Source organism: Streptacidiphilus sp. ASG 303 (assembly GCF_020991365.1).
GTDB lineage: Bacteria > Actinomycetota > Actinomycetes > Streptomycetales > Streptomycetaceae > Peterkaempfera.
The window spans coordinates 48453-73352 of the sequence record NZ_JAJLRA010000024.1 but is presented as its reverse complement, the minus strand read 5'-3'; the positions used below and the strand labels follow the sequence as shown (position 1 = coordinate 73352).

Genomic DNA, 24900 nt, shown 5'->3' with positions numbered 1-24900 from the left:
GCGGCACGGCGGCCGCGCGGGGCGGCGCGGGCCGGGGCGCGGCCGGTCGGGCGGTGGACGGGCCCCGACCGGCGAGCCCCGCCGCCGCCGCGGGCCCCGTGGGTTCTGCTGGTCGGACAGCCGACGCGAGGAGGGACCCGACCGATGAGCACCGCCCTGTCGTCCACCACCCCCGGCGGGCCGGGGCGCAGGGGCTTCCTCGCCGAGCTGCGCGACGCGGTGAGCCTGCGCGCCTTCCTGCTGATGACGGGCGTGCTGCTGCTCCAGGTCGGCTTCGTCGTCTCCTACATCGGGGCCTTCCACTCCCCCTCGCCGCACCGGGTGCCCGTCGCGGTGGTGGCCCCGCCGCAGGTGTCGCGGCAGGTGGTCGCCCTGCTGAACCGGCTGCCCGGCGAGCCCGCGCGGGCCACCGCCGCGCCCTCCGCGGCAGCCGCCCGGCGGCAGGTCCTGGACAGGACCGTCGACGCCGCCCTGCTGGTGGACGCGGCCGGGACGCGGGACACCCTGCTGGTCGCCTCGGCCGGCGGCCCGGCGGTCTCCGACACCGCCGCCCAGCTGGGACGGCGGATCGAGGTCGGCCGGAAGCGGGCCATCACCGTCACCGACATCCGCCCGCCCGCCCCGGCGGACGGGCGCGGGCTCTCCTCCTTCTACCTGGTGGTGGGCTGGATGGTCGGCGGCTACCTCGCCTCCTCGATGCTCGCGGTCAGCGCGGGTGCGCGCCCGGCCAACGCCCACCGGGCGCTGGTCCGCCTCGCCGTGCTGGCGCTGTACGCGGTGCTCTCCGGGCTGGCCGGGGCGGTGGTCGTGGACACCGTCTTCCACGCGCTGCCGGGGCACTTCGCCGCCCTGTGGGGGATCGGCGCGCTGGTGGTGTTCGCGGCGGCGGCGAGCTCCATGGCGCTGCAGACGCTCTTCGGGACGGTCGGGATCGGGCTGGCGGTGCTGCTCTTCGTGGTGCTGGGCAACCCGAGCGCGGGCGGGCCGTACCCGTCCGTCCTGCTGCCGCCGTTCTGGCGGGTGATCGGGCCCGCGCTGCCGCCGGGCGCGGGCACCACGGCGGTCCGCAACACCGTCTACTTCTCCGGGAACGCGACCACCGGCCCGCTCTGGATCCTGGGGGCCTGGGCCGCGGGCGGCCTGCTGGTCGGCCTGCTCGCCTCCGCCCGCCGGCGCGACGGCGGCGGCGTCCCCGGCTGACGGCCGCGGCAGCCGGCCCCGGGACCGGCGGCCCCCGGACGGCCAGGACCGGGCCGGGGAGCCGGACGGCGGACGGCGGACGGCGGACGGCGGACGGCGGACGGGACGTCGGGGGCCGGACGGCGGGGGTCGGACGGCGGGGGCGCGCCGCGGACCGCGGGCGTTCCCGAGATTTAACCTGCGGGGCCCTTCTGCCCGGTCGATCTACGCGCGTATCTTGGGCCGGGCGCTCCTCGGCCCCGGGCCGGGACAGCGGCCGGGGACACGACGGGCGCCGCCAGGCAAGCACTCTGACGAGCCGTCCGTTCCGAAGGAGACCCCTCCGGTGTCGCACACCCCCGACGCACCCTCCCGCCCCGCGAGACCCCGCCCCGCCCGGATGCGCAGGCGGCTGGTCCCGCTCGCGCTCACCGGCTCGCTGGCGCTCGCGGCCATGGGAGTCCACTCGGCGTCCGCCGCTCCCTCGGCCGACGCCGTCATAGCCGAGGTGTACGGGGGCGGCGGCAACTCCGGCGCCACGTACACCAACGACTTCGTCGAGCTGGCCAACGCCGGCTCCGCCGCGCTGGACCTCTCCGGGTACAGCGTGCAGTACCTGTCCGGCAGCCCCACCTCCACCTCGAAGTGGCAGGTCACCGCGCTCACCGGCTCGCTCGGCGCGGGCGGGCGCTACCTCGTCTCCGAGGCCGCGGGCGCCGGCGGGACCACCCCGCTGCCGACGCCGGACGCCTCCGGCTCCACCGCCATGTCCGGCACCAGCGGCACCGTGGCGCTGGTCTCCGGCGCGGACCCGCTGACCTGCCTGACGGCCGCCGACTGCGCCGCCGACGGCCGGGTCAAGGACCTGGTCGGCTACGGCACCGCCCTGGTCCGGGAGGGCTCCGGCCCCGCCGCGGGCGCCTCCAACACCGCCTCGGTGGCCCGGAGGACCCTCACGGACACCGACGACAACGCGGCGGACTTCGCGGCGGGGGCGCCGAGCCCCGCGAACTCCGGCGGCACCGGCACCACGCCGACCCCGACGCCCACGCCCACGCCGACCCCCACGCCCACGCCCACCCCGACGCCCACGCCGACCGAGACCCCCGTGACGGCCCGGATCCACGACGTCCAGGGCACCACCCGGGTCTCGCCGCTGGCCGGGAAGGCCGTCACCGGCGTGACCGGCGTCGTCACCGGCCTGCGCACCTCCGGGTCCAAGGGCTTCTGGATGCAGGACCCCCAGGCCGACGACGACCCGGCGACCAGCGAGGGCGTCTTCGTCTTCACCGGCTCGGCCCCGGCCGTGGCGGTCGGCGACGCCGTCACCGTCTCCGGCACCGTCTCCGAGTACTACCCGGGCGGCGTCGCCTCCGGGAACCAGTCGGTCACCGAGATCTCCAAGCCGGCCGTGACGGTCCTCTCCTCGGGCAACCCGCTGCCCGCGCCCGTGGTGCTGTCCCGGAAGAACGTGCCGGACGCCTTCGCGCCCGACGCGGGCGGCGGCTCGATCGAGGCCCTGCCGCTGCAGCCCGCCGCGTACGCACTGGACCTGTACGAGTCGCTGGAGGGCATGGACGTCCGGGTCGACGACACCCGCGTCGTCGGCGCCACCGACGCCTACGGCGAGCTGTGGGTGACGGTGAAGGGCAACCAGAACCGGACGAAGCGCGGCGGCGCCTACTACCCCTCGTACGAGGACCCCAACTCGGGCCGCCTGATGGTGCAGTCGCTCGCGCCGGCGGCGCAGCAGGCGTTCCCGAAGGCCGACGTGGGCGACACCCTCTCCGGCACCACCGAGGGCCCGCTGGACTACAACCAGTTCGCCGGCACCTACACCGTCGCGGCCCGCACCCTGGGCACCCTGGTCCCCGGCGGCCTGCAGCGCGAGGTCACCGACCCCGCCCTGGACCGCGAGGTCACCGTCGCCACCTACAACGTGGAGAACCTCGACCCGGGCGACCCGCAGGCGAAGTTCGACGCGCTGGCCGCCGGCCTGGTCACCAACCTCCGCTCCCCCGACATCGTCGGCCTGGAGGAGATCCAGGACGACAACGGCCCGGCCGACGACGGCACCGTGACGGCCGGCCGGACCCTGCAGAAGCTGGTGGACGCCATCGCGGCCGCGGGCGGCCCCCACTACGCGTGGCGCTCGATCGACCCGCAGAACGACAGGGACGGCGGCGAGCCGGGCGGCAACATCCGCACCGCGTTCCTCTTCAACCCCGAGCGGGTCGGCTTCACCGACCGCGCCGGGGGCGACGCCGTCACCGCGGTCGGTGTCACCGGCACCGGCGCGGACACCGCCCTCACCGTGTCGCCCGGCCGCATCGCGCCGGCCGACGACGCCTGGAAGAGCAGCCGCAAGCCGCTGGTGGGCGAGTTCACCTTCCGCGGGCAGACGCTCTTCGTCATCGCCAACCACTTCAACAGCAAGGGCGGCGACCAGGGCCTGACCAGCCGCTTCCAGCAGCCCGCCCGCAGCTCCGAGGTGCAGCGGACCAGGCAGGCGACGCTGGAGCACGCCTTCGTGGAGCAGCTGCTCGCCGCCGACCCGCAGGCCCGGATCGTGGCCCTCGGCGACCTGAACGACTACCAGTTCTCGCCCGCGGTGAAGACCCTGACCGGTGACGGGACCGTGCTCACCGACCTGGTGAACACGCTGCCCGAGCGGGAGCGGTACTCCTACGTCTACCAGGGCAACTCGCAGGTGCTGGACCACATCCTGGTCAGCCCGGCGGTGACCCACGCCCGGTACGACGTGGTGCACATCAACTCCGAGTTCGCCGACCAGGCGAGCGACCACGACCCGCAGGTGGTGCGCATCAAGCCGTAGTCCCGGCCGGCTGGTGCAGGCCCGCCCGCCCCCGGCGCCGAGCGCTGCGGGGTCGGGCGGGCTTCGCCTGCACCGGGAGAACGCACGGACCGCCCCGGGAGTTCGCGGGGCGGCCCGTCCTCTTCTCCGACGTGCCGTCAGCCCTCCTGCGGGGAGGCGGGCTTGGTGCCGCGGTGCAGCGCCACGACGCCGCCGGTGAGGTTGCGCCAGGCGACCCGGCCCCATCCCGCGGCCTGGAGCCGCGCGGCCAGCGCCGGCTGGTCGGGCCAGGCGCGGATCGACTCCGCCAGGTACACGTAGGCGTCGGGGTTGCTGCTGACGGCGGTGGCCACCGGCGGCAGGGCCCGCATCAGGTACTCGGTGTACAGGGTGCGGAAGGGCCCCCAGACGGGGCTGGAGAACTCGCAGATCACCACGCGGCCGCCGGGCCGGGTGACCCGCAGCATCTCGCGCAGCGCGGCGCCGGTGTCCTGCACGTTGCGCAGCGCGAAGGAGATCGTCACCGCGTCGAAGGAGTCGTCGGCGAAGGGCAGCCGGGTCGCGTCGCCCGCGGTGAGCGGCAGCTGCGGGTGCCGGCGCTTGCCCTCCGCCAGCATGCCCAGCGAGAAGTCGCACGGCACCACCTGCGCGCCGGCCGCCGCGAACGGCAGCGAGGAGGTGCCCGTCCCGGCCCCGAGGTCGAGGACCCGGTCGCCGGGGCGGGCGTCGACGGCGCGGGCCACGGCCCGCCGCCACACGCGCGTCTGCCCGAGGGAGAGCACGTCGTTGGTCAGGTCGTACTTGGCCGCCACGTCGTCGAACATCGCGGCGACTTCGTGCGGCTGCTTGTCCAGGGAAGCTCGGGTCACGGGGCCCATTCTTCACCCGGCGGCGGGGCCGGGCCGCAGGCGGGGCTCAGCGGCGCGCGCGGCGCCCGCCGCGGCGGCGCCGCCGGGAGGCCCGGGGGGCGGCCGGGGCCACGCCCTCCGCGGCGAAGACGGCGGTGGCGCGGACGGCGGACCGGGCCGGCCCGCGGCGCAGGGCCAGGGCGCGCCGGTGGCGGCGGATCCGCAGCAGGCAGACCACCAGCAGGCCGACTCCCACCGGCACGCTGGTCTGGGCCAGGCCTATGCCGGCCGCCTGGGGGTAGCGCTGCCCGCAGACCCGCACGGCGGCGGGGTCGGCCTTGGCGTACTCCAGGCAGACGGGGTCGCCGACCGCGGCCCCGGCGGGCAGCCGGAGGTCGGCGGCGGCGAGGGTGCGGCCGCCGGCGCGGTAGGACACCTGGCTGTAGGTGCCGGTGCCGGACGCGAGGCGGGTGACGGTGCCCCGGACCTTCACGGGGTCGGCGGCGATGCGGTCGGCCTGGTCGAGCTGGCGCAGGCCCAGCACTCCCATGCCGAGCGCCAGGACGGCGCTGAGCACGGCGGTGGCGTACCAGCCTCGGCCGATCCGGGGGAGGGACTCGGATCGCATCGTTCCTGCTTGCTGCCCCGCGGGGCATGGGGGGACGGACTCGGGCGGCGGACCCGCCGCGGGGGAGCGGCGGACTGATCGGGATCGTAGCGGCAGGACCGCCCCCAGGTCACGGCCGAGGATCGCGGACCGGACGGGCACGGGTGCGGGGCGGGCGGCTCCGGAGGCGCGTGTGCGCAGCTCAGAGGCGGTGCCGGGGGAGGACGCCGGGGACTCGGGACGGGGGCGCCGGGCGGGGGCGCGGGACCCCGGACCGGGGACGGCCCCGCCGGTCCCGGGGGGCGCGCCGGTACGGGAGGCGGTCAGCGCCGCCGGTGGACCAGCCGCCCGGCGAGCACGGTGGCGGTGCAGCGGGCGGCGCCGCCGCTCCGCAGGGCGGCCTCCGCGTCGCCGTCCGCGGGCACCTCGAAGACCGCCAGGTCGGCGCGGACCCCGGGGGCGAGCGGGCCGTGCGCGGCGGCGCGCAGGCCCCCGCCCAGCACGTCGAAGCCCGGCACGGCCGTGTCCGGCACGGCGGCGTCCGGCACGGCGGGGCCGGCCGCGCCGGGGCCGGCGGCGTCCGGCGGTCCCGGGGCCGTCCCGGCGGGCGGCGGGAGCACGGCGAGGCCGGAGCGGGCGACGGCGGTGCGCACGGAGGGCCGTCCGAACGGCCCGGACAGGGCGGTGGTGCCGTGGGCCAGCATCCGCTGCAGGCCGCGCCGGGCGCTCGCGCCCCAGCGGGCCTCGTCCGGCGCCAGAGCCGCGAGGGCGGCGCCGGTGAGCGGCGCGGTGCCGAGCAGGTCCGCCTCGCGCGGGTCGGGGTGGTAGGCGTGCTCCAGCAGCAGCCGCCCGTGCGGGTGGGCCAGCCCCGGGGTGAGCACGCCGCGCCAGGCGCGGACCCGGGCGCCCGGGTGGGCGGCGGCGAGCTCCCCGTACGGGCCGACGGCGGCCACCGTGCCGTCCCGCACCGCCACCGCCCCGTCCGGGAGGGGCGGGGCGGCGAGGGGCAGCACCAGGTCGGCGCGGTGCAGGACGATCACGGGCGGGCCGGGCCGGTGCGGGTCAGTTCGCCGAGAGGATGGTCAGCTCGGGGTGCGCGGTACCGCCCTCGATCGCCGTGGAGGCGATGTGGGAGGCGACGCGGGCGTCCACCGGGTCGTCCGCCGGGTCGTCGTGGACGACCAGGTGCTCGTAGGTGGTGGCGCGCTGGGCGGGGGTGCGGCCGGCGGCGCGGATGAGGTGGATGAGCTCCAGCAGGTTGGAGCGGTGCTTCGCCCCGGCGGAGGAGACGACGTTCTCCTCCAGCATCACCGAGCCGAGGTCGTCGGCGCCGTAGTGCAGGGTGAGCTGGCCGGCCTCCTTGCCGGTGGTCAGCCAGGAGCCCTGGATGTGGGCGACGTTGTCGAGGAAGAGCCGGGCGACCGCGATGATCCGCAGGTACTCGAAGACGGTGGCCTGGGTGCGGCCCCGCAGGTGGTTGTTCTGCGGCTGGTAGGTGTAGGGGATGAAGGCGCGGAAGCCGCCGGTGCGGTCCTGCACGTCGCGGATCATCCGCAGGTGCTCGATCCGCTCGGCGTTGGTCTCGCCGGTGCCCATGAGCATGGTGGTGGTGGACTCCACGCCCAGGCCGTGGGCGGTCTCCATGATCTCCAGCCAGCGCTCGCCGGACTCCTTGAGCGGCGCGATGGCCCTGCGCGGCCGCTCCGGGAGCAGCTCGGCGCCGGCGCCGGCGAAGGAGTCCAGGCCCGCCTCGTGGATGCGGCGGATCGCCTCCTCCACGGAGACCCCGGAGATGCGGGCCATGTGGTCGACCTCGGAGGCGCCGAGGGAGTGGATGACCAGCTGCGGGAACTCGCGCTTGATCGCGGAGAAGGCCCGCTCGTAGTACTCCACGCCGTAGTCGGGGTGGTGGCCGCCCTGGAACATCACCTGCGTGCCGCCCAGCTCGACGGTCTCGGCGCAGCGGCGCAGGATCTCGTCGAGGTCGCGCGACCAGCCCCTGTCGCTCTTCGGCGGAGCGTAGAAGGCGCAGAACCGGCAGGCGGTCACGCACACGTTGGTGTAGTTGATGTTGCGCTCGATGATGTACGTGGCGATGTGCTCGGTGCCCGCGTACCGGCGGCGGCGTGCGGCGTCCGCGGCGGAGCCCAGCGCGTGCAGGGGGGCGTGCCGGTAGAGGTCGAGCGCCTCCTCCGGGGTGATGCGGCCGCCGGCGGCCGCGCGGTCGAGGACGGCCTGGAGGTCGCTCGCGGAGGGTGCGGCGAGGGGCGCTGCGGGCTCGGACACCTGGCGTCCTTTCCTGGGAACAGGTCGTGGTCGTACGGCCGGCGGACCGCCGGACCAGCCTACGCCCCGCACCTGCGGCTCCCCCGCGGCCCCCGGGGCGGGGGCCGGGCCCGTCAGCCCTGCCGGCGCAGGTCCCCGGAGGGGCGGGTGCCCGCCTGGTCCGCGACCTCGACGTGGAGCGTGCCGCCGGGTCCGAGGGTGTAGGTCTGGATCTCGGGCGTGGCGGTGCAGTCGGTGTTGCCGCCGGAGGGCTCCTCCCGGACCGTGATCCGCCGGGGGCCGGCGGAGAGCAGCGTGCCCCGGCCGAGGCAGTAGGCGCCGCGGGTCAGGTGGGAGTCGTTGCGCGACTCGGTGACCACGTCCCCCGGGCCGCCCGCGCGGACGGTCACCCGGAAGGTGCTGGAGAGCGGGACGAGGGCGGTGGTGATGTCGCCCCGCCAGCTGCCGACGAGCGCGGCCGGCACCGCGCCGCCGCCGGGGGCGGCGGAGGCGCCGGGGTCGGCGGAGGCGCCGTACCCGGCGGTGGGGCGGCCCGTCCCGGCGGCGGCTCCGCCGGCCGTGGCGCCGCCCGTCGCGTCGTCACCGCTCCGCGCGGTGCCCCTGCCCGCCGTCGCTCCCCCGGTCGCGGTACCGGCGGCGGCCCCGCCGCCCCCGCCGCCGCCCCCGTGCCGGAGGACCAGCAGGACCCCGCCGCCGGCGAGCAGCAGCGCACCCGCCACCGCGGCGGCCCTGACGCCCGGTCCGGGGCGCCCGCGCCGCGGCGGCGGGACCGCGTCGGAGGCGGCGCCGGCCCCGGCCGCCCGGACGGTGGCCGGGGCCGGGCCGGGACCGGCGGAGGCGCCCTCCGCCGCGGGCCCCCAGTCCTGCGGGGGCGGCCCGAAGCTCCCGCCCGCCCGCGGCGCGCCGGCCCCTCCCCCTGCCCCGGCGCCGGTCCCGTCCGCCCCGGGGCCCGGCGGGACGGCCGCCGCGTCCGCGTCCTGCGGCCCGTCCTCCAGGTCCAGCAGGGCCACCGCCCGCCGCCCCACGGCCGCCGAGAGCGCCGCGGGCAGCCAGCCGTCACGCAGCAGGGGCCCGGCCGCGCCGCCCCCGGTCAGGGCGTCCCGCAGCTCCTCCGGGCCGGGCCGGGCGGCCGGGTCCTTGGCCAGGCAGGCCGCCACCGCCTCCCGCAGCGGCCCGGCGAGGCCGCCCAGGTCCGGCTCCTCGTGCAGCACCCGGTAGAGGAGGACGGCCGCGCTCACCCCGTCGCCGAACGGCGGGGTGCCGGTCGCCGCGTACGCGAGCACCGCGCCGAGGGAGAAGACGTCGCCCGCCGGGCCCGCCCCGCCGCCGGCGGCCTGCTCGGGCGACATGTAGCCGGGCGAGCCGACGACGTAGCCGGTGCGGGTGAGGGAGGTCGCGGCGTCGAGCGCGCGGGCGATCCCGAAGTCGATCAGCCGGGGCCCGTCCAGGGCCAGCAGCACGTTGGACGGCTTGACGTCGCGGTGCACGAGCCCGGCGGCGTGGACCGCGGCCAGCGCCTCGGCGAGGCCCGCGCCCAGCGCGCGCACCGAGCGCTCCGGCAGCGGCCCGGTGTCGCGGACCGCCGCGTCCAGGGCGGGCCCGGCGACGTAGCCGGTGGCCACCCACGGCCGGGGCCCCTCGGTGTCGGCGTCCAGCACCGGGGCGGTCCACGCGGCGTCGAACCGGCGGGCCGCCGCCACCTCGCGGCGGAACCGGGCCCGGAACTCGGCGTCGTCCGCCAGGTCGGAGCGGACCAGCTTGACCGCGACGGTCCGGCCGCCCGCGGTCCGTCCGAGGTAGACCCGGCCCATGCCGCCCGCACCCAGCCTCCGCAGCAGGCGGTACGCGCCGACCCGCCGCGGGTCGTCCGGCCCCAGCGGTTCCACGGCCCCGCCCCCTCGCTGTGCTCGCGTGCCCCTGTCGGACCGGACGGTACCCGCCGTCCGCCCCCGTGACCCGTCGGCGCGGCCCCTGTGCCGCAGATGTGACACGGCGGGGCCCGCCGCGGCGGCGGGGGCGGGCGGCGCGGCCCGCCTACGCCTCCAGCAGCCGCACCAGGACGTCCGGCGGGAAGCCGGTGTCGTGGGCGACCCGGCGGGCGAACTCGGCGATGCCGGCGAGCTGGCCCTCGCCGAGGGAGAAGTCGAGCGCGCCGGTGAAGTACCGCTCCAGCACGTCGGCGTCGAACGCCTCCCAGCGGGCGGCCTGCTCGGCCACCTTGGGGGCCTCGGCCATGGAGAGATCGCGGGAGGCGAGGAAGGCGCGGTGCACCTCGCGGACCGCCTCGGGCTCGCGCTCGGCGAAGTCGCGCCGGACGGCCCAGAGGGCGAAGACGAACGGCAGGCCCGTCCACTCCTTCCACATGGCGCCCAGGTCGTGGACCTCCAGGCCGAGGCGCGGCGCCTCGTCGAGGTGGGCCCGCAGGGCGGCGTCGCCGATGAGCACGGCCGCGTCGGCCTCGCGCATCATCTCCCCGAGGTCCGGGGGGCAGCGGAAGTAGTCGGGGCGCACGCCCTCGCGCTCCTCCAGCAGCAGCTGCGCCAGCCGGACCGAGGTGCGGCTGGTGGAGCCGAGGGCGACCCGGCGGCCGTCCAGCTCGGCGAGCGGGACCTGGCTGACGATCACGCACGACATGACCGGGCCGTCACTGCCGACCGCGATGTCGGGCAGCACCAGCAGCTCGTCCGCGTGCCGCAGGTACTCCACGCAGGTGATGGGGCCGATGTCGAGCGCGCCGCGCACCAGCAGGTCGCTGAGCTTCTCGGGGGTGTCCTTGGTGAGGTCCAGGTCGAGGAGGCTTCCGGTCCTGGCGAGCCCCCAGTAGATGGGGAGGCAGTTCAGGAACTGGATGTGACCCACCCGGGGCCGCGTGGGTACGGGGTGGCCGCCGACGGCAGTTGTAGTGTCCACCCTCCGCAGGTTATGCCCGCCCCCGGCGGGGGCCGCCGGGAGGGTCGCGGCGGGGGGCCGCCGGGGGCCCGCGAACGGGTCCGCGACCGGGTCCGCTACCGGGGCCCGACCGGGGCCGCCGGGGGTCCGCGACGGGGTCGCCGGGGGCGGGCGGCCGGGTCCCGCGGGGTGGCGAGCGACACACCCGGCCATGGTCAAGTCGTCCCTGGCGGGGTGGTGGACAGCATGCTACGGTTACCGCCAGTTGCAGTTTGATTTCCCTTGCAGTACTTGAAGCCTGCGGAGCATGTGACCGCGGGCTTTTCGTAGTTTTTCAGCAATGTGCAGAAACTCCGGGTGAACATTCGGAGGCAGGGCGATCAGCGCAGCGGACCGGGTACCACGAGGTGTGGTTCCCTTCACGTCCCTCGCAAGGAGAAACGGTATGGCGACCGGAACCGTCAAGTGGTTCAACGCCGAGAAGGGCTTCGGCTTCATCGCCCAGGAGGGCGGCGGCCCCGACGTCTTCGTCCACTACTCCGCCATCAACGCGAACGGTTTCCGCTCGCTGGAGGAGAACCAGAACGTTTCGTTCGACGTGACCCAGGGCCCGAAGGGCCCGCAGGCGGAGAACGTCACCGTCATCTGACCGTCCTCCGGTCTGATCGCCCAGGTGGCTCGAGCGGCACCGCTTGAGCAGCACCACTTGAGCAGCACCACCCAAGGGGGCCCGCGCGTGTCCGCACGCGACGGGCCCCCTGCCCTGTCCGGGCCGTTTGCCTCCGCCTCGTTATACGTATAACTTCACCGGGTGCGCTACCTCTCCCTGCTCCGCGGCCCGTACGTCGCCCGGCTGCTGCTCGGAACCCTCCTCGGCCGCCTCCCGGCCGGGATGACCGCCCTGGTCGTCGCCCTCGCCCTGCGCGGGGCCCACGCCCCCTACAGCCGGATCGGCGCCGTCACCGCCGCCTACGCCGTCGCCGCCGCCCTCGGCGGCCCGGTGCTCGGCCGCCTGGTGGACCGGGCCGGCCAGCCCCGGGTCCTGCTCGCCTCCGCCTGCGCCGCCGGCCTCGGCTACGCCCTGCTCGCGGTGGCGCCCGGCGACGCGGCGGCGGCCTTCGCCGGCGCGGCGCTCGCCGGGGCGGCGATGCCGCCGCTGGAGCCGTGCCTGCGGGCCCTGTGGCCGCACATCGTCGAGGAGCGGGAGCTCGACACCGCGTACGCCTTCGACTCCGCCTCCCAGCAGCTGCTCTACGTCGTCGGCCCGCTCGCCGTCGCCGTCGTCGCCGCCGCGGCCTCCCCCGCCGCCGCGCTCTGGATCGCCGCCGGACTCGGCCTGGCCGGCGCCCTGGTCGTCGCCACCGCCGCCCCCGCCCGCGCCTGGACCGCCCCGCCCCGCGGGGCCGGCGCCGGGCTCCTCGGCCCGCTGCGCTCCCCCGGCCTGGTGCTGCTGCTCGTCGGCCTCGCCGGGGCCGGCTGGGCGCTCGGCGCCCAGGCGGTGCTGTACGTCGCCTACGCCGAGGAGCACCGCGGCGGCCTGCCCGGCGGCGCGGGCACCCTGCTCGCCGTCGCGGCCTCCGGCGGCCTGGTCGGCGCCCTCGTGTACGGGGCGGCCCCCTGGCGGGCGGCCCCCGCAACCCGCACCTGGGTGCTGGCGTGGGTGATGACGGCGGGCTTCGCCTCCCTGGTGCCGCTGCCCTCCCCCGCGGTGATGACCGTGCTCTCCTTCCTCACCGGCCTCGGCCTGGCGCCGCTGCTGGCGGCGTCCTTCGGCCTGATCGGCGAACTGGCGCCGCCCGGCACCGCCACCGAGGCCTTCGCCTGGCTGGTCACCGTGGTCTCCACCGGCAACGCCGCCGGGGCCGCCGTCTCCGGCGTGCTGGTCGACGGCTCGCTGCGGGCGGCCGCCGTGTGCGGCGCGGCCGGCATCGGCGCGGGCGCGCTGGTCCTGTCCGCCGCCCGCCGCCGGCTCGTGCCCCCGGCCGTCCCGGCCCGGCCCCCGGCGCCGCACGGCGCGCCCGGGGAGGCCGCGGGCGCCCCCGCGCACTGACCCGGCCGCACCGCCGGACGTCGTGGCGGCCGGGCCCGCGGGTCGCCAGCGTGGGCGCATGACCGCTCTGCCCGACTGGATGCGCCCGCCCCGCGCCGAGGGCTGGCTCGCGGAGGACCTGGACCACCTTCCGGAGGCCCCGCGCCACACGGAGCTGATCGACGGAGCCCTCGTCTTCTTCCCCGTGACGGTCGACCTGGGCGCGCTCGTCACCTGGCGGTAGCCGTCGAGCCCCGCACCACCAGCGCCGTCGGCAGCGGCTCGGGCTCCACCGCCGGCCCTCCGGCCAGCAGGGCGGCCAGCGCGGCGACGCCCCGGCGGCCGAGCAGCTCGCCGGGCAGGTCGACGGTGGTGAGCGGCGGGGTGAGGAGCGCGGCGGCGGCGATGTCGTCCATGCCGACGACGGAGACGTCCTCGGGGATGCGCAGCCCCAGCTCGGCCGCGGCCCGGTACAGCCCGGCGGCCACCACGTCGTCGTCGCACACCACGGCGTGCGGGCGGTCGGGCCGGTCCAGCAGGCTGCGGGCGGCGGCGCGGGCCGCCGGCAGACCGTCGTTGAGGGCGACGCCGGCCTCCACGACCTCCAGGCCGCGCGCCGCCTCCTCGAAGCCCGCCTGGCGGGCGCGGAAGGTGTGGGCGGAGAGGGTCGACCGCAGGTGGCCGATGCGGCGGTGGCCGAGGGAGGCCAGGTGCTCCACGGCGGCGCGCATGCCGCCCGCGACGTCCAGCCCGACGGTGAGTCGCCGGGCGGCGCCGCGGGCGTGGGCGGGGTCGGAGTCGAGGAAGACCACGGGGGTGGACTCGGGCAGCTCGCCGAGCTGGCTGTCGTCCGGCGAGCAGACCAGCAGGCCGTCGAACTGGCTGGTGGTGGTGGCGCGGGCCAGGGTGGCACTGCTCCAGCCGGAGCTGACGACGACGGCCAGCCCGTGCGCCCCGGCCTCCTCGTGGGCGCCGGCGAGCACCCGGGCGAAGAACGGGCCGAGGATGTTGGGCACGGCCAGCAGGACCAGGCTGGTGCGGCCGAGCCGCAGCTGGCGGCCCGCGGCGTGCGGGCGGTACCCGAGGGTGCGGGCGGCGTCCCGGACCCGCTCGCGGGTGGCCTCGGAGACGCGGTGGGCGCCGCCCCCGTCGGAGAAGACGAGGGAGACGGTGGCCTGGGAGACGCCCGCGAGGCGCGCCACGTCGCGCCCCGTGGGGCGGCGGTCCCGGGCCGCCGGGGGCGTCGGGGTCGCGGGGGTCACCGGGGTGGCGGGGGTCACCGGAGTGGCGGGGGTCACCGGGGTGGCGGGGGTCACCGGGGCTGCCGGGCCGGGCGCGGCGCGGGTCAGGCGGAGGCGGCGCGGTTGGCGTCGTCGACCGCGTCCTCCTCGGCGTTCTGCCGGGCGATCCGCTCGGCGGTGCGCGAGCGCATGCCCGAGACGCGGCCGACGATCTGCTCCGACATGGCGTCGCGCTGCCGGCTGAGCACCACGTAGCTGATCGGCGCCGACACCAGGGCGGCCAGCAGCAGCAGGAAGACGATGCCGGCCTGCCCGGCCACCGGGATGACCCCGAAGTGGGCCAGCAGCACGCAGGCCAGGAAGCAGAGGACGAAGATGCCCGCCCGCAGGGACGTGTAGCGGAGCGTGGCGTGGGACTTGCTCACCGGTGGCCTTCCTCTCGGTACCGCACGGGGCCGGCCGTGCCGGTCCCTCCTCCAGTCAAGCACGCCCGGGGCGGTGCTCCGGTACGGGCCCGGCCCCCGCGCCGCGCCGCGCGGGTCACCGCAGGTCGAGCCACATGGTGACGTCGTCCCGGTCGTCGCCGTCGGCGACCCGGATGGCGCCGGGGACCCGGCCGACCTCCCGGTAGCCGCTGCGGCCGTAGAACCCCTCCAGGCCGAGGCCGCCGCGCAGGGTGAGCTTCAGCCCGGCCAGCCCCCACTCCCGGGCGACCCGCTCGGCCTCGGCGAGGAGCATCGCGCCGTACCCGCGGCCCTGGAGGCCGGGGTGGACCATGACCCGCTTGAGCAGCCGCCAGTGCTCCATGAGGTCGAACCGCTGGGACTCGAGGAAGAGCAGGGCCGCGAGCCGCCCGGTGGCGTCGTCGCGGGCGGTGAGGAGGCGGTCGGGGCCGTCGGCGACGCCGTCGAGCTGGCGCTCCGCCACGGGCCGCACCCGCTCGGCGGTGACGGGGGCGACGAAGCCGACGGCGCCGCCCGCGTTGCTGACGTCGGTCCACAGCGCGACGACCTCGTCGCGCAGGGCCGGGGTCATCTCGGGGTCGAGGGCGAAGGTGAGGTCCATGGCCACCGAGCCTAGGCCAGGCGGCGCCGGCGACGGCGCGGTGCCCGGGGCGGGGTCCGCGCCCGCCCCCCGGACGCGCCGGGGCCCCGGCCGCCCTGCGGGCGGGGCCGGGGCCCGGGTCGCTCCTGCCGCCTGACGGAGCGTCAGAGGCGCATGGCCTGCGGCTGCTCGCGGCGCTGCGGGTCCGGACCCTCGTACTCGCGGATCACCTCGTAGCGGGTGTTGCGCTCCACCGGGCGGAAGCCCGCGTCCCGGATCAGCTCCAGCAGGTCGTCGCGGCCCAGCTTGTTGGGCGTGCCGAAGTTGTCCGCGTCATGGGTGATCTTGTACTCGACGACCGAGCCGTCCATGTCGTCGGCGCCGTGGCTCAGCGCCAGCTGGGCGGTGGTCAGGCCGTGCATCACCCAGAACACCTTGACGTGCGGCACGTTGTCGAAGAGCAGCCGGGAGACCGCGAAGGTCTTCAGCGCCTCGGCGCCGGTCGCCATCTCGGTGCGGGCCTGCAGCCGGTTGCGGATCTTCCCGTCCTTGGAGTCGTGGAAGTCGTGCTGGTACCGCAGCGGGATGAAGACCTGGAAGCCGCCGGTCTCGTCCTGCAGCTCGCGGAGCCGCAGCACGTGGTCCACGCGGTGGCGGGGCTCCTCGATGTGGCCGTAGAGCATGGTCGAGGGGGTCTTCAGGCCCTTGGAGTGCGCCAGGCGGTGGATGCGCGACCAGTCCTCCCAGTGGGTGTCGTGGTCGACGATGTGCTGCCGCACCTCCCAGTCGAAGATCTCGGCGCCGCCGCCGGTCAGCGACTCCAGGCCGGCGTCGATCAGCTCGTCCAGGATCTCGTCGGCGGGCATGCCGCTGATCCGCTCGAACCAGTGGATCTCGGTGGCGGTGAACGCCTTCAGCGCCACGTTCGGCAGCGCCTTCTTCAGCTCCCGCAGGCTGCGCGGGTAGTAGCGCCAGGGCAGCGTGGGGTGCAGGCCGTTGACGATGTGCAGCTCGGTGAGCTGGTCGTTCTCCATGGCCTTGGCCAGGCGCACGGCCTCCTCGATGCGCATGGTGTACGCGTCCTTCTCCCCCGGCTTGCGCTGGAAGGAGCAGTACGCGCAGGAGGCGCTGCAGACGTTGGTCATGTTGAGGTGGCGGTTGACGTTGAAGTGGACGACGTCGCCGTTCTTCTCGGTCCGCACGTGGTGCGCCAGCCCGCCCAGCCAGGCCAGGTCGTCACTCTCGTAGAGCGCGACGCCGTCCTCCCGGGACAGCCGCTCGCCCGCGAGGACCTTCGCCTCCAGCTCGCGCTTGAGTCCTGCGTCCATGCGCGTCTCCGCCTCCTCGTTCCGTGCCCGGTGGCCGTGCTCCCGTGTCCGGTGCAACCACCTGAGCCTACGCCTGCCCGGTGCTCACGCCGCGAGCAGCTCCGCCAGCAGGCGGGGGTCGACGTTCCCGCCGCTGACCACGGCGACCCGGGTGCCGCCGGGCGGCAGGTCGGCGCCGCGGAAGAGGTGGGCGGCGGCGGCGACCGCGCCGGAGGGCTCGGCGACGGTGCGGGCCCGCCGGGCGAGCACGGCGACGGCCTGCCGGATCTCGTCCTCGGTCACCGTCACGATGTCGTCGACGTACGCCCTGACGTGCTCGAAGGGCAGCCGGCCGAGGGAGGTGGTGCGCAGGCCGTCGGCGAGGGTGCGGTAGGTGCGGTCCACGGGCCAGGCCACCAGGGCGCCGGTGCGCAGCGACTCGCGGGCGTCGGCGGCGAGCTCCGGCTCGACGCCGACGACCTTCACGCCGGGCATGGTGTGCTTCACGGCGGCCGCGACGCCGGAGATGAGGCCTCCCCCGCTGACGGGCACCAGGACGGTGTCCACGGCGGCGCCCAGCGCGGCGGCGTCCTCGGCGATCTCCAGGCCGACGGTGCCCTGCCCGGCGATGACGTACGGGTCGTCGTACGGCGGCACGTGGACGTAGCCGTGCTCCGCGACGAGCCTCGGCGGGAGGGTGTCGCGCTCCTCCGGCGGGACGACCAGCACCTCGGCGCCGTACGCGCGGGTGGCGTCGACCTTGACCGCCGGGGAGGTGTCGGGCATGACGACGACGGCCCTGACGCCGAGCCGCCGGGCCGCGTAGGCGACGGCCTGCGCGTGGTTGCCGCTGGACTGGGCGACCACGCCGCGGGCGGCCTCCTCGGGGGTGAGGGCGGCCAGCCGGTTGAAGGCGCCGCGCAGTTTGAAGGCGCCCGTGGGCTGCAGGTTCTCCGGCTTGAGCAGCAGGGTGTGCTGTCCGTCGTCGGCCCAGGGGCAGGGCAGCAGCGGGGTGCGCACCACCGTGCCCGCGATCCGCTGCCGGGCCTGCTCCAGCTCGGCCGGCCCCACCAGTGCCGTGCGCTCCGGTGCCGTGCGCTCCGGTGCCATGCGCCCGCTCCCGTCCGCGCCCCTCCCCGGGGCGCCTCGTCGTGGTGGGCCGCCGCGGCCCCGTTTGCCGCGCCGGCGGCCCCGTCCGCCGCCTACCGCTGCTCGGGCTCCTCCGGCGCGGTGGTCACCCGGTTCTCCCACTTGGTGGAGAGCACCACGGTGGTCCGGGTGCGCGCCACCCCGCGGGTGCCGGACAGCCGCTTGACGACCGACTCCAGGCCGTCGACGTCGGAGACGCGGACCTTGAGCATGTAGGAGTCGTCACCGGCGATGAACCAGCAGTCCTCGACCTCGCCGAGGTCCTTGAGCCTGCGCGCCACGTCCTCGTGGTCGGCGGCGTCGCTGAGCTGGAGGCCGATCAGGGCCGTCACGCCGAAGCCGAGCGCGGCGGGGTTCACCGTCGCCCGGTAGCCGGTGATCACACCCGCCTGCTCCAGGCGGTTGATGCGGTCGGTGACGCTGGGGCCGGAGAGGCCCACCAGGCGGCCCAGCTCCGCGTAGGAGGCCCGGCCGTTCTCCCGCAGCGCCTGGATGAGCTGTCGGTCCACCGCGTCCATGCTGTGCTCTCTCACCTACGCGGACCCTCCGCATCGTTGCCGAACCCGCGCTCCGGCATTCGGAATCCAAGGCTCCGGGGCGTCCCCGTCCCCGAAGTCCCCCAGAACATACTCCGTTCCGCGCACCCCGCTCACTCCCCCCGCCCGGGGGCGGCGCCGACCCGCTCCCCCGGCCCGCCGCTGCCGGCGTCCGCGGCGTGCCCGGCGGCCTCCGCGCGCGCCCCGCCCAGGGCGCCGCGCCAGCGGCGGTAGAGGGTGTGCGGGACCCCGGCCGCGTCCAGGACCCGGCCGGCGACGAAGTCCACCAGCTGCTGCGCGGTGGAGCCGCCCGCGTAGAAGGCGGGCGACGCCGGGAGGACCACCGCGCCCGCCTCGTCCAGCGCCACCAGCTGGCGCAGGGTCTGGCCGTTCAGCGGGGTCTCGCGCACCGCGACCACCAGCGGGCGCCGCTCCTTGAGCGTCACCGAGGCGGCCCGCTGCAGCAGGTCCTTGGAGAGGCCGAGCGCGATCCCGGCGACGGAGGCGGTGCTGGCGGGCACCACGAGCATCCCCTTGGCGGGGTACGAGCCGCTGGACGGCCCCGCCGCCAGGTCGCCCGCGGGCCAGTACCGGACCCGGTCCAGGCCGGCGGGGGCCTCCGGGGCCGGGGAGTCGCCGAGGCCCTGCGCCAGCCACGCGCCCAGGTCGTCGCGCCAGTGGCCGTCACGGAAGGAGATCCCGGTCTCGTCCAGGATGGTGAGGCGGGCCGCCCGGCTCACCACCAGGTCGACGTCCTCGCCCGCTGCCAGCAGCGCCCGGACCACCGAGGCCGCGTAGGGCGTGCCGGACGCCCCGGACACGCCGACCACCCACGGCCGCCGCGGCCGCTCCTGCTGCTGCACTGCCGCCGACTCAGCCACACCCGCACTCTACCTTCGGCACCTTCGATCCGAAGGCGGCGGCCCGTCGGCGGGGCGGCACCCGGGGGCGCCGGAGGCCGTGGCCGGGCTAGACCCCCAGACCGCGCAGGACGAGGTCCAGCAGGGCGAAGCAGAAGAGCGCGATGCCGACGAAGCCGTTGACCGTGAAGAAGGCCCGGTTGAGCCGGGAGAGGTCGTCCGGCCGGACGATGGCGTGCTCGTACAGGAAGGCGCAGGCCACGACGGCGAGGCCGAGCCAGAAGGCCGGTCCGGCGTCGGTGAGGACGGCGTACCAGGCGAGCAGGCCCGTTGTGACCACGTGGGAGGCGCGTGCGCCGTTCAGGGCGGCCGCGATGCCGAAGCGGGCCGGGACGGACCTCACCCCGTGGGCGCGGTCGGCGGCGACGTCCTGGCAGGCGAAGATCAGGTCGAAGCCGCCGATCCAGACGCCGACGGCCAGGCCGAGCACCACCGCGTCCCACGACCAGGTGCCGGTGACGGCGATCCAGGCGCCGACCGGGCCCATGGCCTGGGCGAGGCCGAGGATGGCGTGCGGGAAGTCCGTGAACCGCTTGCCGTACGGGTAGACCACCATCGGCACGACCGCGACCGGCGCCAGGGCCAGGCAGAGCGGGTTGAGCAGGGCGGCCGCGCCGAGGAAGACGGCCAGGGCGACGAGGGCGCCGGTCCAGGCCGAGCGGACGGAGACGGCGCCGGTGACCAGTTCGCGGCCCGCGGTGCGGGGGTTCCGGGCGTCGATCTCGCGGTCGATGATCCGGTTGGCGGCCATGGCGAAGGTCCGCAGGCCGACCATGGCGAGGGTGACCAGCAGCAGGTCGAGCCAGCGCACCGTGCCGCCGTCGAGGTGCATCGCGGTGAGCGCGGCGATGTAGGCGAAGGGCAGCGCGAAGACCGAGTGCTCGATCATCACCAGGCGCAGGAACGCCCGGGTGCGGCCGGGGGCGGGCGCGGCCGGGGGCGGGGTCGCGTGCCCGAGGGCGTCGGCGGCGCTGCTCACAGGCCGTACTCCTTCCAGCGCCGGGTCACCAGGTCGGCGGTGTCCGGGTCGGACAGGACCATCTCGGGCCAGCCGCCGTCGCGGGTGTAGCCCTCGGCCGGCAGCTTGCGGGTGGCGTCGATACCGGCCTTGCCGCCCCAGAACTGCTGGTAGGAGGCGTGGTCCAGGTGGTCGACCGGCCCCTCGACCACGACCAGGTCGCGGCTGTAGTCGGTGTTGCCGAAGGCCCGCCAGGCGACCTCGTGGTAGTCGTGCACGTCGCAGTCCGAGTCCACCACGACGATGAGCTTGGTCAGCGACATCATGTGGGCGCCCCAGATGGCGTGCATGACCTTCTGGGCGTGCTTGGGGTACTTCTTGTCGATCGAGACGATCACGCAGTTGTGGAAGCCGCCGGCCTCGGGCAGGTCGTAGTCGACGATGTCCGGGACGATGATCTTCAGCAGGGGCAGGAAGAACCGCTCGGTGAACTTCCCCAGCGGCCCGTCCTCGGTCGGCGGCCGGCCCACCACGATGGACTGGAGGAGCGGGCGGCGGCGCATGGTGACGCAGTCGATCGTCAGCGCCGGGAAGGGCTCCTGCGGGGTGTAGAAGCCGGTGTGGTCGCCGAACGGGCCCTCCGGCAGCATCTCGCCGGGCTCCAGCCAGCCCTCCAGCACCACCTCGGCGTCGGCGGGCACCTGGAGCGGCACCGTCCGGCAGTCCACCATCCGCACCCGCTCGCCCTGCACGAAGCCGGCGAACATGTACTCGTCGATGTCGCCGGGCAGCGGCGCGGTGGCGGCGTACGTCACGGCGGGCGGGCAGCCGAAGGCGATGGCCACCGGCAGGCGCTCGCCGCGCCGGGCGGCCACCTGGTAGTGGTTGCTGCTGTCCTTGTGGATCTGCCAGTGCATGCCGATGGTGCGCCGGTCGTGGCGCTGCAGCCGGTACAGGCCGAGGTTGCGCACCCCGGTCTCGGGGTCCTTGGTGTGGGTCAGGCCCAGGTTGAAGAAGGACCCGCCGTCCTGGGGCCAGGTGAAGAGGGCCGGGAGCTGCTCCAGGTCGACGTCGTCGCCGGTGAGGACGGTCTCCTGCACCGGCGCGTCGCCCGGCTTGACCTTGCGCGGCGGCACGTGCGCCATGGACGCGAGCTTGCCGAAGGCGTCGCGGAAGCCGGTGAAGCCCTGCGGCAGCTCGGGCTTGAGCAGTCCGGCGATCCGCTGCCCGATCTCGTCGGCGGACTTCAGGCCGAGCGCCTTGGCCAGCCGCCGCTCGGTGCCGAAGACGTTCATGGCCAGCGGCATCGACGAGCCCTTGACGTTCTCGAAGAGCAGCGCCGGGCCCTTGGCCTTCTGCACCCGGTCGACGATCTCGCCGACCTCCAGGTAGGGGTCGACCTGCGCCTTGACGCGTTTCAGCTCGCCCTCGCGCTCCAGCGCCCGCAGGAAGGACCGAAGGTCGTCGTATGCCATGCCTGCCAGTATCCGCCACCCACTACCCTGGACCCGCCATGAGGTCCCCCTGGGCCGTGTCCGTACCGGGGGAGATGCACCGCCGTGCTGAGGTACCTGCCGTTCCTGATCGTGCTCGCCCTGTGGGTCTGGGCCTTCGTCGACTGCCTGATCACGCCCGAGGAGGAGGTCCGCCACCTGCCCAAGGTGGTGTGGATCCTCGTCATCCTCTTCCTCGGCGAGGTGCTGGTCGGCCCGATCGCCTGGCTGGTCGCGGGCCGGGCGCGCGTCGGCGCGGCGCGCCGGCGGGCGCCGTGGCCGTCGGACGCCGACGGCCGCCCGGAGGACGGGCGGCCGCAGCGCCGCGTGCTGGCACCGGACGACGACCCGGAGTTCCTGGCCTCGCTCGGGAAGCACAACGCGGCCCACGAGGACATGCTGAAGCAGTGGGAGTCCGACCTGCGCCGCCGCGAGGAGGAGCTGCGGCGCCGGGCGGACCGCGCCGACGAGGCGGACGGCGGCCGGGGGGCCGAGGACTGACCTCCCGCCGGGCCGCCCCCGCGGGCGGGCCGGGCGGGCGCCGTGCCCGCGGGCGGGACCGGCGCCGTGCCCGCGGGGCGGGGTGACGGCGCGCCCGGGTGACGGTGCGCCCGGGTGACGGTGCGTCGTACGGCGGCGGCGCGCCGGGCCGCCGCACGTGCGTTGCCGCGGCGCCCCGGGGCCGGGAGAGTGGGGGCATGGGCGAGGCGGCGGATCTGCGGGCGATGCTGGCGGTGGCGGTCGAGGAGGCGCGGGCCGGGCTGGCCGAGGGCGGGATCCCGATCGGGGCCGCCCTGTTCGGCCCGGACGGCGAGGTGCTGGGGCGCGGCCGCAACCGCAGGGTGCAGGACGGCGACCCGTCGCTGCACGCGGAGACCGCGGCGTTCCGGGCGGCGGGCCGCAGGCGCGGGTACGGCCGCACGACGATGGCCACGACGCTGTCCCCGTGCTGGTACTGCAGCGGGCTGGTGCGGCAGTTCGGCATCGGCCGGGTCGTGGTGGGCGAGGCTTCGACCTTCTCCGGCGGCCACGACTGGCTGCGCGGGCACGGCGTGGAGGTCGTGGTGCTGGACGACCCGGAGTGCACCGCCCTGATGGAGCGGTTCGTCCGGGAGCAGCCGGAGCTCTGGTTCGAGGACATCGGGGACTGACCCGGGGCCGGCCGGCCCCCGGAGGGGCGCACCGGGCCGGAGGGGCGCACAGGGCCGGAGGGGCGCACCGCACGGGTGCCGGGCGCCGGAGGGGCCCGCGTCACTCGTTCGGAGCCGCGGGGGCGGACCGGCTGCGACGGCCTCCGCACCCCGCCCCGATTCACCCGTACGGAGTACACGGCGGCGGGCGGGGCGCTACCGCGGACGGCGCGCGCAGGGCGGACGCCGTCCCGGCCGAACTCGGCGTCCACCGGGCCCGGAGGGCGGTTCCGGACAGGCGGAGGCGCACCTGTCGCCCCGTTTGTGCACATTGGCCGCGGTGTGCTCCTGTCCGGCTCGGACATGGAATCCGGCCGGACCTTGTACGGAATCGACCCCCGCGCGGCGAGCGGACCGCTCGTAAGGTCGTAAGGGAAGTGTTCGCAGCCGCCGCAGCCGATCCTGCTGTCGCGGGCCGCCCCCCACGACGCCGTGGGGGAGCCGCCGAACCGGCCGTCGAGCGATTCCGGACAGACATGGAGTGGTGGGAGATGACGGTTCTGCAAGAGGCGACCACCGGGGAGGCGGCCGAACCCGCCGCCGAGGCCCCGGCAGACGCGCGGGGGCGGGTCGCCGAGCTGCGCGACATCAGGAAGCAGGCCGTCGACGGTCCGAGCGAGGCGGCGACCGCGGCCCAGCACGCGAAGGGCAAGCTGACCGCCCGCGAGCGGATCGCCCTGCTGCTGGACGAGGACTCCTTCAACGAGGTGGAGCCGCTGCGCCGCCACCGGGCGGCCGGCTTCGGCCTGGAGGCGAAGAAGCCGTACACCGACGGCGTGGTCACCGGCTGGGGCACCGTCCACGGCCGCACGGTCTTCGTGTACGCCCACGACTTCCGGATCTTCGGCGGCGCGCTGGGCGAGGCCCACGCCCAGAAGATCCACAAGATCATGGACATGGCCATCGCGGCCGGGGCGCCCCTGGTCTCCCTCAACGACGGCGCCGGCGCCCGCATCCAGGAGGGCGTCACCGCGCTCGCCGGCTACGGCGGCATCTTCCAGCGCAACACCCGCGCCTCCGGCGTCATCCCGCAGATCTCGGTGATGCTCGGCCCGTGCGCCGGCGGCGCCGCCTACAGCCCCGCGCTGACCGACTTCGTCTTCATGGTCCGCGAGACCTCGCAGATGTTCATCACCGGCCCCGACGTCGTCAAGGCCGTCACCGGCGAGCAGATCTCCCAGAACGGCCTCGGCGGCGCCGACGTGCACGCCGAGGTCTCCGGCGTCGCCCACTTCGCCTACGACGACGAGCAGACCTGCCTGGAGGAGGTGCGCTACCTCCTCTCGCTGCTCCCGCAGAACAACCGCGAGACCCCGCCGCCGGTGGCGACCGACGACCCGGCCGACCGCCGCTGCGAGTCGCTGCTCGACCTGGTGCCCGCCGACGGCAACCGGCCGTACGACATGCGCAAGGTCATCGAGGAGGTCGTCGACGACGCCACCTTCATGGAGGTCCACGAGCGCTGGGCCACCAACGTGATCTGCGCCCTGGCCCGCCTGGACGGCCAGGTGGTGGGCATCATTGCCAACCAGCCGCAGTCGCTGGCCGGCGTGCTGGACATCGAGGCGTCCGAGAAGGCCGCCCGCTTCGTCCAGATGTGCGACGCCTTCAACATCCCGCTGCTGACCCTCCTCGACGTGCCCGGCTTCCTGCCCGGCGTCGACCAGGAGCACGGCGGCATCATCCGCCACGGCGCCAAGCTGCTCTACGCCTACTGCAACGCCACCGTGCCGCGCATCCAGCTGATCCTGCGCAAGGCCTACGGCGGCGCCTACATCGTCATGGACTCGCGCAGCGTGGGCGCCGACCTGTCCTACGCCTGGCCCACCAACGAGATCGCCGTGATGGGCGCCGAGGGCGCGGCCAACGTCATCTTCCGCCGGGAGATCGCCGCCGCCGAGGACCCCGCGGCCAAGCGGGAGCAGATGGTCAAGCACTACAAGGCCGAGCTGATGCACCCCTACTACGCGGCCGAGCGCGGCCTGGTCGACGACGTCATCGACCCCGCCGACACCCGCAGGGTCCTCATCGCCTCCCTGGCCATGCTCCGCACCAAGCACGCCGACCTGCCCTCCCGCAAGCACGGCAACCCGCCCCAGTGACCGGCACCGTCGAAACGCCCGAAGGAGCACCGCCGATGACCCAGGTCGTCCCAGCGTTCCAGATCGTCAGGGGCAGCCTCACCGACGAGGAGCTGGCCGCCCTCACCGCCGTCCTCCTCGCCCGGGCCGCCGCCGGCGGCGGCGCCCGGCAGCAGGCCGTCCGGCCCGAGCCCGTCGCCCGCTGGCAGCGCCTGGAGCGCCGCCCCTCCTACGACTCGCCGCTCAGCTGGCAGACCGCCGCCTGACACCCGGTACGCACGGAGGCGGCCCGGCACCCCTCGCGGGGGTGCCGGGCCGCCTCCGTGCG

Annotated in this window: 23 protein-coding genes and 1 pseudogene; 9 read left to right on the top strand and 15 right to left on the bottom strand. The window is 76.1% G+C overall.

The annotated features are described in order from the left end of the window. Positions 1–144: 144 nt before the first annotated feature. A complete protein-coding gene (locus tag LO771_RS23740; protein WP_230746264.1) occupies positions 145–1200 on the top strand; it encodes an SNG1 family protein in 1056 nt (351 codons plus the stop codon). A gap of 379 nt (positions 1201–1579) precedes the next feature. Further along, positions 1580–4015 carry an endonuclease/exonuclease/phosphatase family protein gene (locus tag LO771_RS23735; RefSeq protein ID WP_230746344.1) on the top strand — a complete coding sequence of 812 codons (2436 nt, stop codon included), beginning with the start codon at positions 1580–1582 and terminating at the stop codon, positions 4013–4015. 137 nt (positions 4016–4152) lie between these two features. On the opposite strand, the gene LO771_RS23730 is transcribed toward LO771_RS23735, so the two are convergent. The 6 genes from LO771_RS23730 to LO771_RS23705 form a co-directional block, all read right to left on the bottom strand. Next, positions 4153–4863, bottom strand: a complete 711-nt coding sequence (locus tag LO771_RS23730; protein ID WP_230746262.1) for a demethylmenaquinone methyltransferase — start codon at positions 4861–4863, stop codon at positions 4153–4155. Between the two features lie 46 nt (positions 4864–4909). After that, on the bottom strand, positions 4910–5470 hold the full coding sequence (locus LO771_RS23725; RefSeq protein ID WP_230746260.1) for a DUF3592 domain-containing protein: 561 nt from the start codon (positions 5468–5470) through the stop codon (positions 4910–4912). A gap of 302 nt (positions 5471–5772) precedes the next feature. Next, on the bottom strand, positions 5773–6489 hold the full coding sequence (locus LO771_RS23720; protein WP_230746258.1) for a hypothetical protein: 717 nt from the start codon (positions 6487–6489) through the stop codon (positions 5773–5775). 22 nt (positions 6490–6511) lie between these two features. Continuing rightward, positions 6512–7735, bottom strand: coding sequence for a cyclic dehypoxanthinyl futalosine synthase (gene mqnC, locus LO771_RS23715; RefSeq protein WP_230746257.1), 1224 nt, complete (start codon positions 7733–7735; stop codon positions 6512–6514). Positions 7736–7848: 113 nt separating this feature from the next. Beyond that, complete coding sequence (locus LO771_RS23710) at positions 7849–9621, bottom strand: serine/threonine-protein kinase (protein WP_230746254.1); 1773 nt, start codon at positions 9619–9621, stop codon at positions 7849–7851. A 148-nt stretch (positions 9622–9769) separates the two neighbouring features. After that, positions 9770–10645 carry a menaquinone biosynthetic enzyme MqnA/MqnD family protein gene (locus tag LO771_RS23705; protein ID WP_230746253.1) on the bottom strand — a complete coding sequence of 292 codons (876 nt, stop codon included), beginning with the start codon at positions 10643–10645 and terminating at the stop codon, positions 9770–9772. A gap of 424 nt (positions 10646–11069) precedes the next feature. Here LO771_RS23705 and LO771_RS23700 point away from each other — a divergent pair, with 424 nt between their 5' ends. The 3 genes and pseudogenes from LO771_RS23700 to LO771_RS23690 all read left to right on the top strand — a co-directional run. Then, the gene (locus LO771_RS23700; protein WP_230746251.1) at positions 11070–11273 is read left to right on the top strand and encodes a cold-shock protein; all 204 of its coding nucleotides are present in this window, start codon (positions 11070–11072) and stop codon (positions 11271–11273) included. A gap of 162 nt (positions 11274–11435) precedes the next feature. Continuing rightward, the gene (locus LO771_RS23695) at positions 11436–12674 is read left to right on the top strand and encodes an MFS transporter (protein WP_230746249.1); all 1239 of its coding nucleotides are present in this window, start codon (positions 11436–11438) and stop codon (positions 12672–12674) included. Positions 12675–12732: 58 nt separating this feature from the next. Continuing rightward, positions 12733–12852: pseudogene (locus LO771_RS23690) on the top strand (Uma2 family endonuclease); the annotation flags it as partial. A 31-nt stretch (positions 12853–12883) separates the two neighbouring features. Here the strand turns inward: LO771_RS23690 and LO771_RS23685 are convergent. The 9 genes from LO771_RS23685 to LO771_RS23645 form a co-directional block, all read right to left on the bottom strand. Continuing rightward, positions 12884–13855: a LacI family DNA-binding transcriptional regulator gene (locus LO771_RS23685; RefSeq protein WP_230746247.1), complete on the bottom strand. Its 972-nt coding sequence runs from the start codon at positions 13853–13855 to the stop codon at positions 12884–12886. A 143-nt stretch (positions 13856–13998) separates the two neighbouring features. Further along, a complete protein-coding gene (locus tag LO771_RS23680; protein WP_230746245.1) occupies positions 13999–14319 on the bottom strand; it encodes a DUF4229 domain-containing protein in 321 nt (106 codons plus the stop codon). 115 nt (positions 14320–14434) lie between these two features. Next, positions 14435–14959 carry a GNAT family N-acetyltransferase gene (locus LO771_RS23675; RefSeq protein WP_230746228.1) on the bottom strand — a complete coding sequence of 175 codons (525 nt, stop codon included), beginning with the start codon at positions 14957–14959 and terminating at the stop codon, positions 14435–14437. Between the two features lie 143 nt (positions 14960–15102). Then, positions 15103–16266, bottom strand: coding sequence for an aminofutalosine synthase MqnE (gene mqnE / locus LO771_RS23670; protein WP_230746226.1), 1164 nt, complete (start codon positions 16264–16266; stop codon positions 15103–15105). An 84-nt stretch (positions 16267–16350) separates the two neighbouring features. Beyond that, positions 16351–17355, bottom strand: a complete 1005-nt coding sequence (locus LO771_RS23665; RefSeq protein ID WP_230746224.1) for a threonine/serine dehydratase — start codon at positions 17353–17355, stop codon at positions 16351–16353. Between the two features lie 92 nt (positions 17356–17447). Continuing rightward, on the bottom strand, positions 17448–17912 hold the full coding sequence (locus tag LO771_RS23660) for an Lrp/AsnC family transcriptional regulator (protein ID WP_230746342.1): 465 nt from the start codon (positions 17910–17912) through the stop codon (positions 17448–17450). Between the two features lie 131 nt (positions 17913–18043). Further along, entirely contained in the window at positions 18044–18811 is a 768-nt protein-coding gene (locus LO771_RS23655; protein WP_230746222.1) for a UbiX family flavin prenyltransferase, read from the bottom strand. A gap of 88 nt (positions 18812–18899) precedes the next feature. After that, positions 18900–19829, bottom strand: a complete 930-nt coding sequence (gene mqnP, locus LO771_RS23650) for a menaquinone biosynthesis prenyltransferase MqnP (RefSeq protein WP_230746220.1) — start codon at positions 19827–19829, stop codon at positions 18900–18902. After that, positions 19826–21283, bottom strand: coding sequence for a menaquinone biosynthesis decarboxylase (locus tag LO771_RS23645; protein ID WP_230746218.1), 1458 nt, complete (start codon positions 21281–21283; stop codon positions 19826–19828). Before LO771_RS23645 ends, mqnP begins: the two co-directional genes overlap by 4 nt. 84 nt (positions 21284–21367) lie before the next feature. On the opposite strand from LO771_RS23645, the gene LO771_RS23640 reads away from it, so the two are divergent. The 4 genes from LO771_RS23640 to LO771_RS23625 all read left to right on the top strand — a co-directional run bounded on the left by LO771_RS23640 (position 21368) and on the right by LO771_RS23625 (position 24838). Beyond that, entirely contained in the window at positions 21368–21802 is a 435-nt protein-coding gene (locus tag LO771_RS23640; protein ID WP_230746216.1) for a PLD nuclease N-terminal domain-containing protein, read from the top strand. Positions 21803–21999: 197 nt separating this feature from the next. Then, positions 22000–22452, top strand: coding sequence for a nucleoside deaminase (locus LO771_RS23635; RefSeq protein WP_230746214.1), 453 nt, complete (start codon positions 22000–22002; stop codon positions 22450–22452). 530 nt (positions 22453–22982) lie between these two features. Continuing rightward, entirely contained in the window at positions 22983–24593 is a 1611-nt protein-coding gene (locus tag LO771_RS23630; protein WP_230746212.1) for an acyl-CoA carboxylase subunit beta, read from the top strand. Between the two features lie 35 nt (positions 24594–24628). After that, positions 24629–24838: an acyl-CoA carboxylase epsilon subunit gene (locus tag LO771_RS23625; RefSeq protein ID WP_230746210.1), complete on the top strand. Its 210-nt coding sequence runs from the start codon at positions 24629–24631 to the stop codon at positions 24836–24838. Positions 24839–24900: the final 62 nt, after the last annotated feature.

What these genes read in the sequence shown, in the direction of transcription:
- LO771_RS23740 (WP_230746264.1), top strand. Translation starts at nt 145, where the DNA reads ATGAGCACCGCCCTGTCGTCCACCACCCCCGGCGGGCCGGGGCGCAGG.
- LO771_RS23735 (WP_230746344.1), top strand. Translation starts at nt 1,580, where the DNA reads ATGCGCAGGCGGCTGGTCCCGCTCGCGCTCACCGGCTCGCTGGCGCTC.
- LO771_RS23725 (WP_230746260.1), bottom strand. Translation starts at nt 5,470, where the DNA reads ATGCGATCCGAGTCCCTCCCCCGGATCGGCCGAGGCTGGTACGCCACC.
- LO771_RS23700 (WP_230746251.1), top strand. Translation starts at nt 11,070, where the DNA reads ATGGCGACCGGAACCGTCAAGTGGTTCAACGCCGAGAAGGGCTTCGGC.
- LO771_RS23675 (WP_230746228.1), bottom strand. Translation starts at nt 14,959, where the DNA reads ATGGACCTCACCTTCGCCCTCGACCCCGAGATGACCCCGGCCCTGCGC.
- mqnE (WP_230746226.1), bottom strand. Translation starts at nt 16,266, where the DNA reads ATGGACGCAGGACTCAAGCGCGAGCTGGAGGCGAAGGTCCTCGCGGGC.
- LO771_RS23665 (WP_230746224.1), bottom strand. Translation starts at nt 17,355, where the DNA reads ATGGCACCGGAGCGCACGGCACCGGAGCGCACGGCACTGGTGGGGCCG.
- LO771_RS23660 (WP_230746342.1), bottom strand. Translation starts at nt 17,912, where the DNA reads ATGGACGCGGTGGACCGACAGCTCATCCAGGCGCTGCGGGAGAACGGC.
- LO771_RS23645 (WP_230746218.1), bottom strand. Translation starts at nt 21,283, where the DNA reads ATGGCATACGACGACCTTCGGTCCTTCCTGCGGGCGCTGGAGCGCGAG.
- LO771_RS23635 (WP_230746214.1), top strand. Translation starts at nt 22,000, where the DNA reads ATGGGCGAGGCGGCGGATCTGCGGGCGATGCTGGCGGTGGCGGTCGAG.
- LO771_RS23630 (WP_230746212.1), top strand. Translation starts at nt 22,983, where the DNA reads ATGACGGTTCTGCAAGAGGCGACCACCGGGGAGGCGGCCGAACCCGCC.
- LO771_RS23625 (WP_230746210.1), top strand. Translation starts at nt 24,629, where the DNA reads ATGACCCAGGTCGTCCCAGCGTTCCAGATCGTCAGGGGCAGCCTCACC.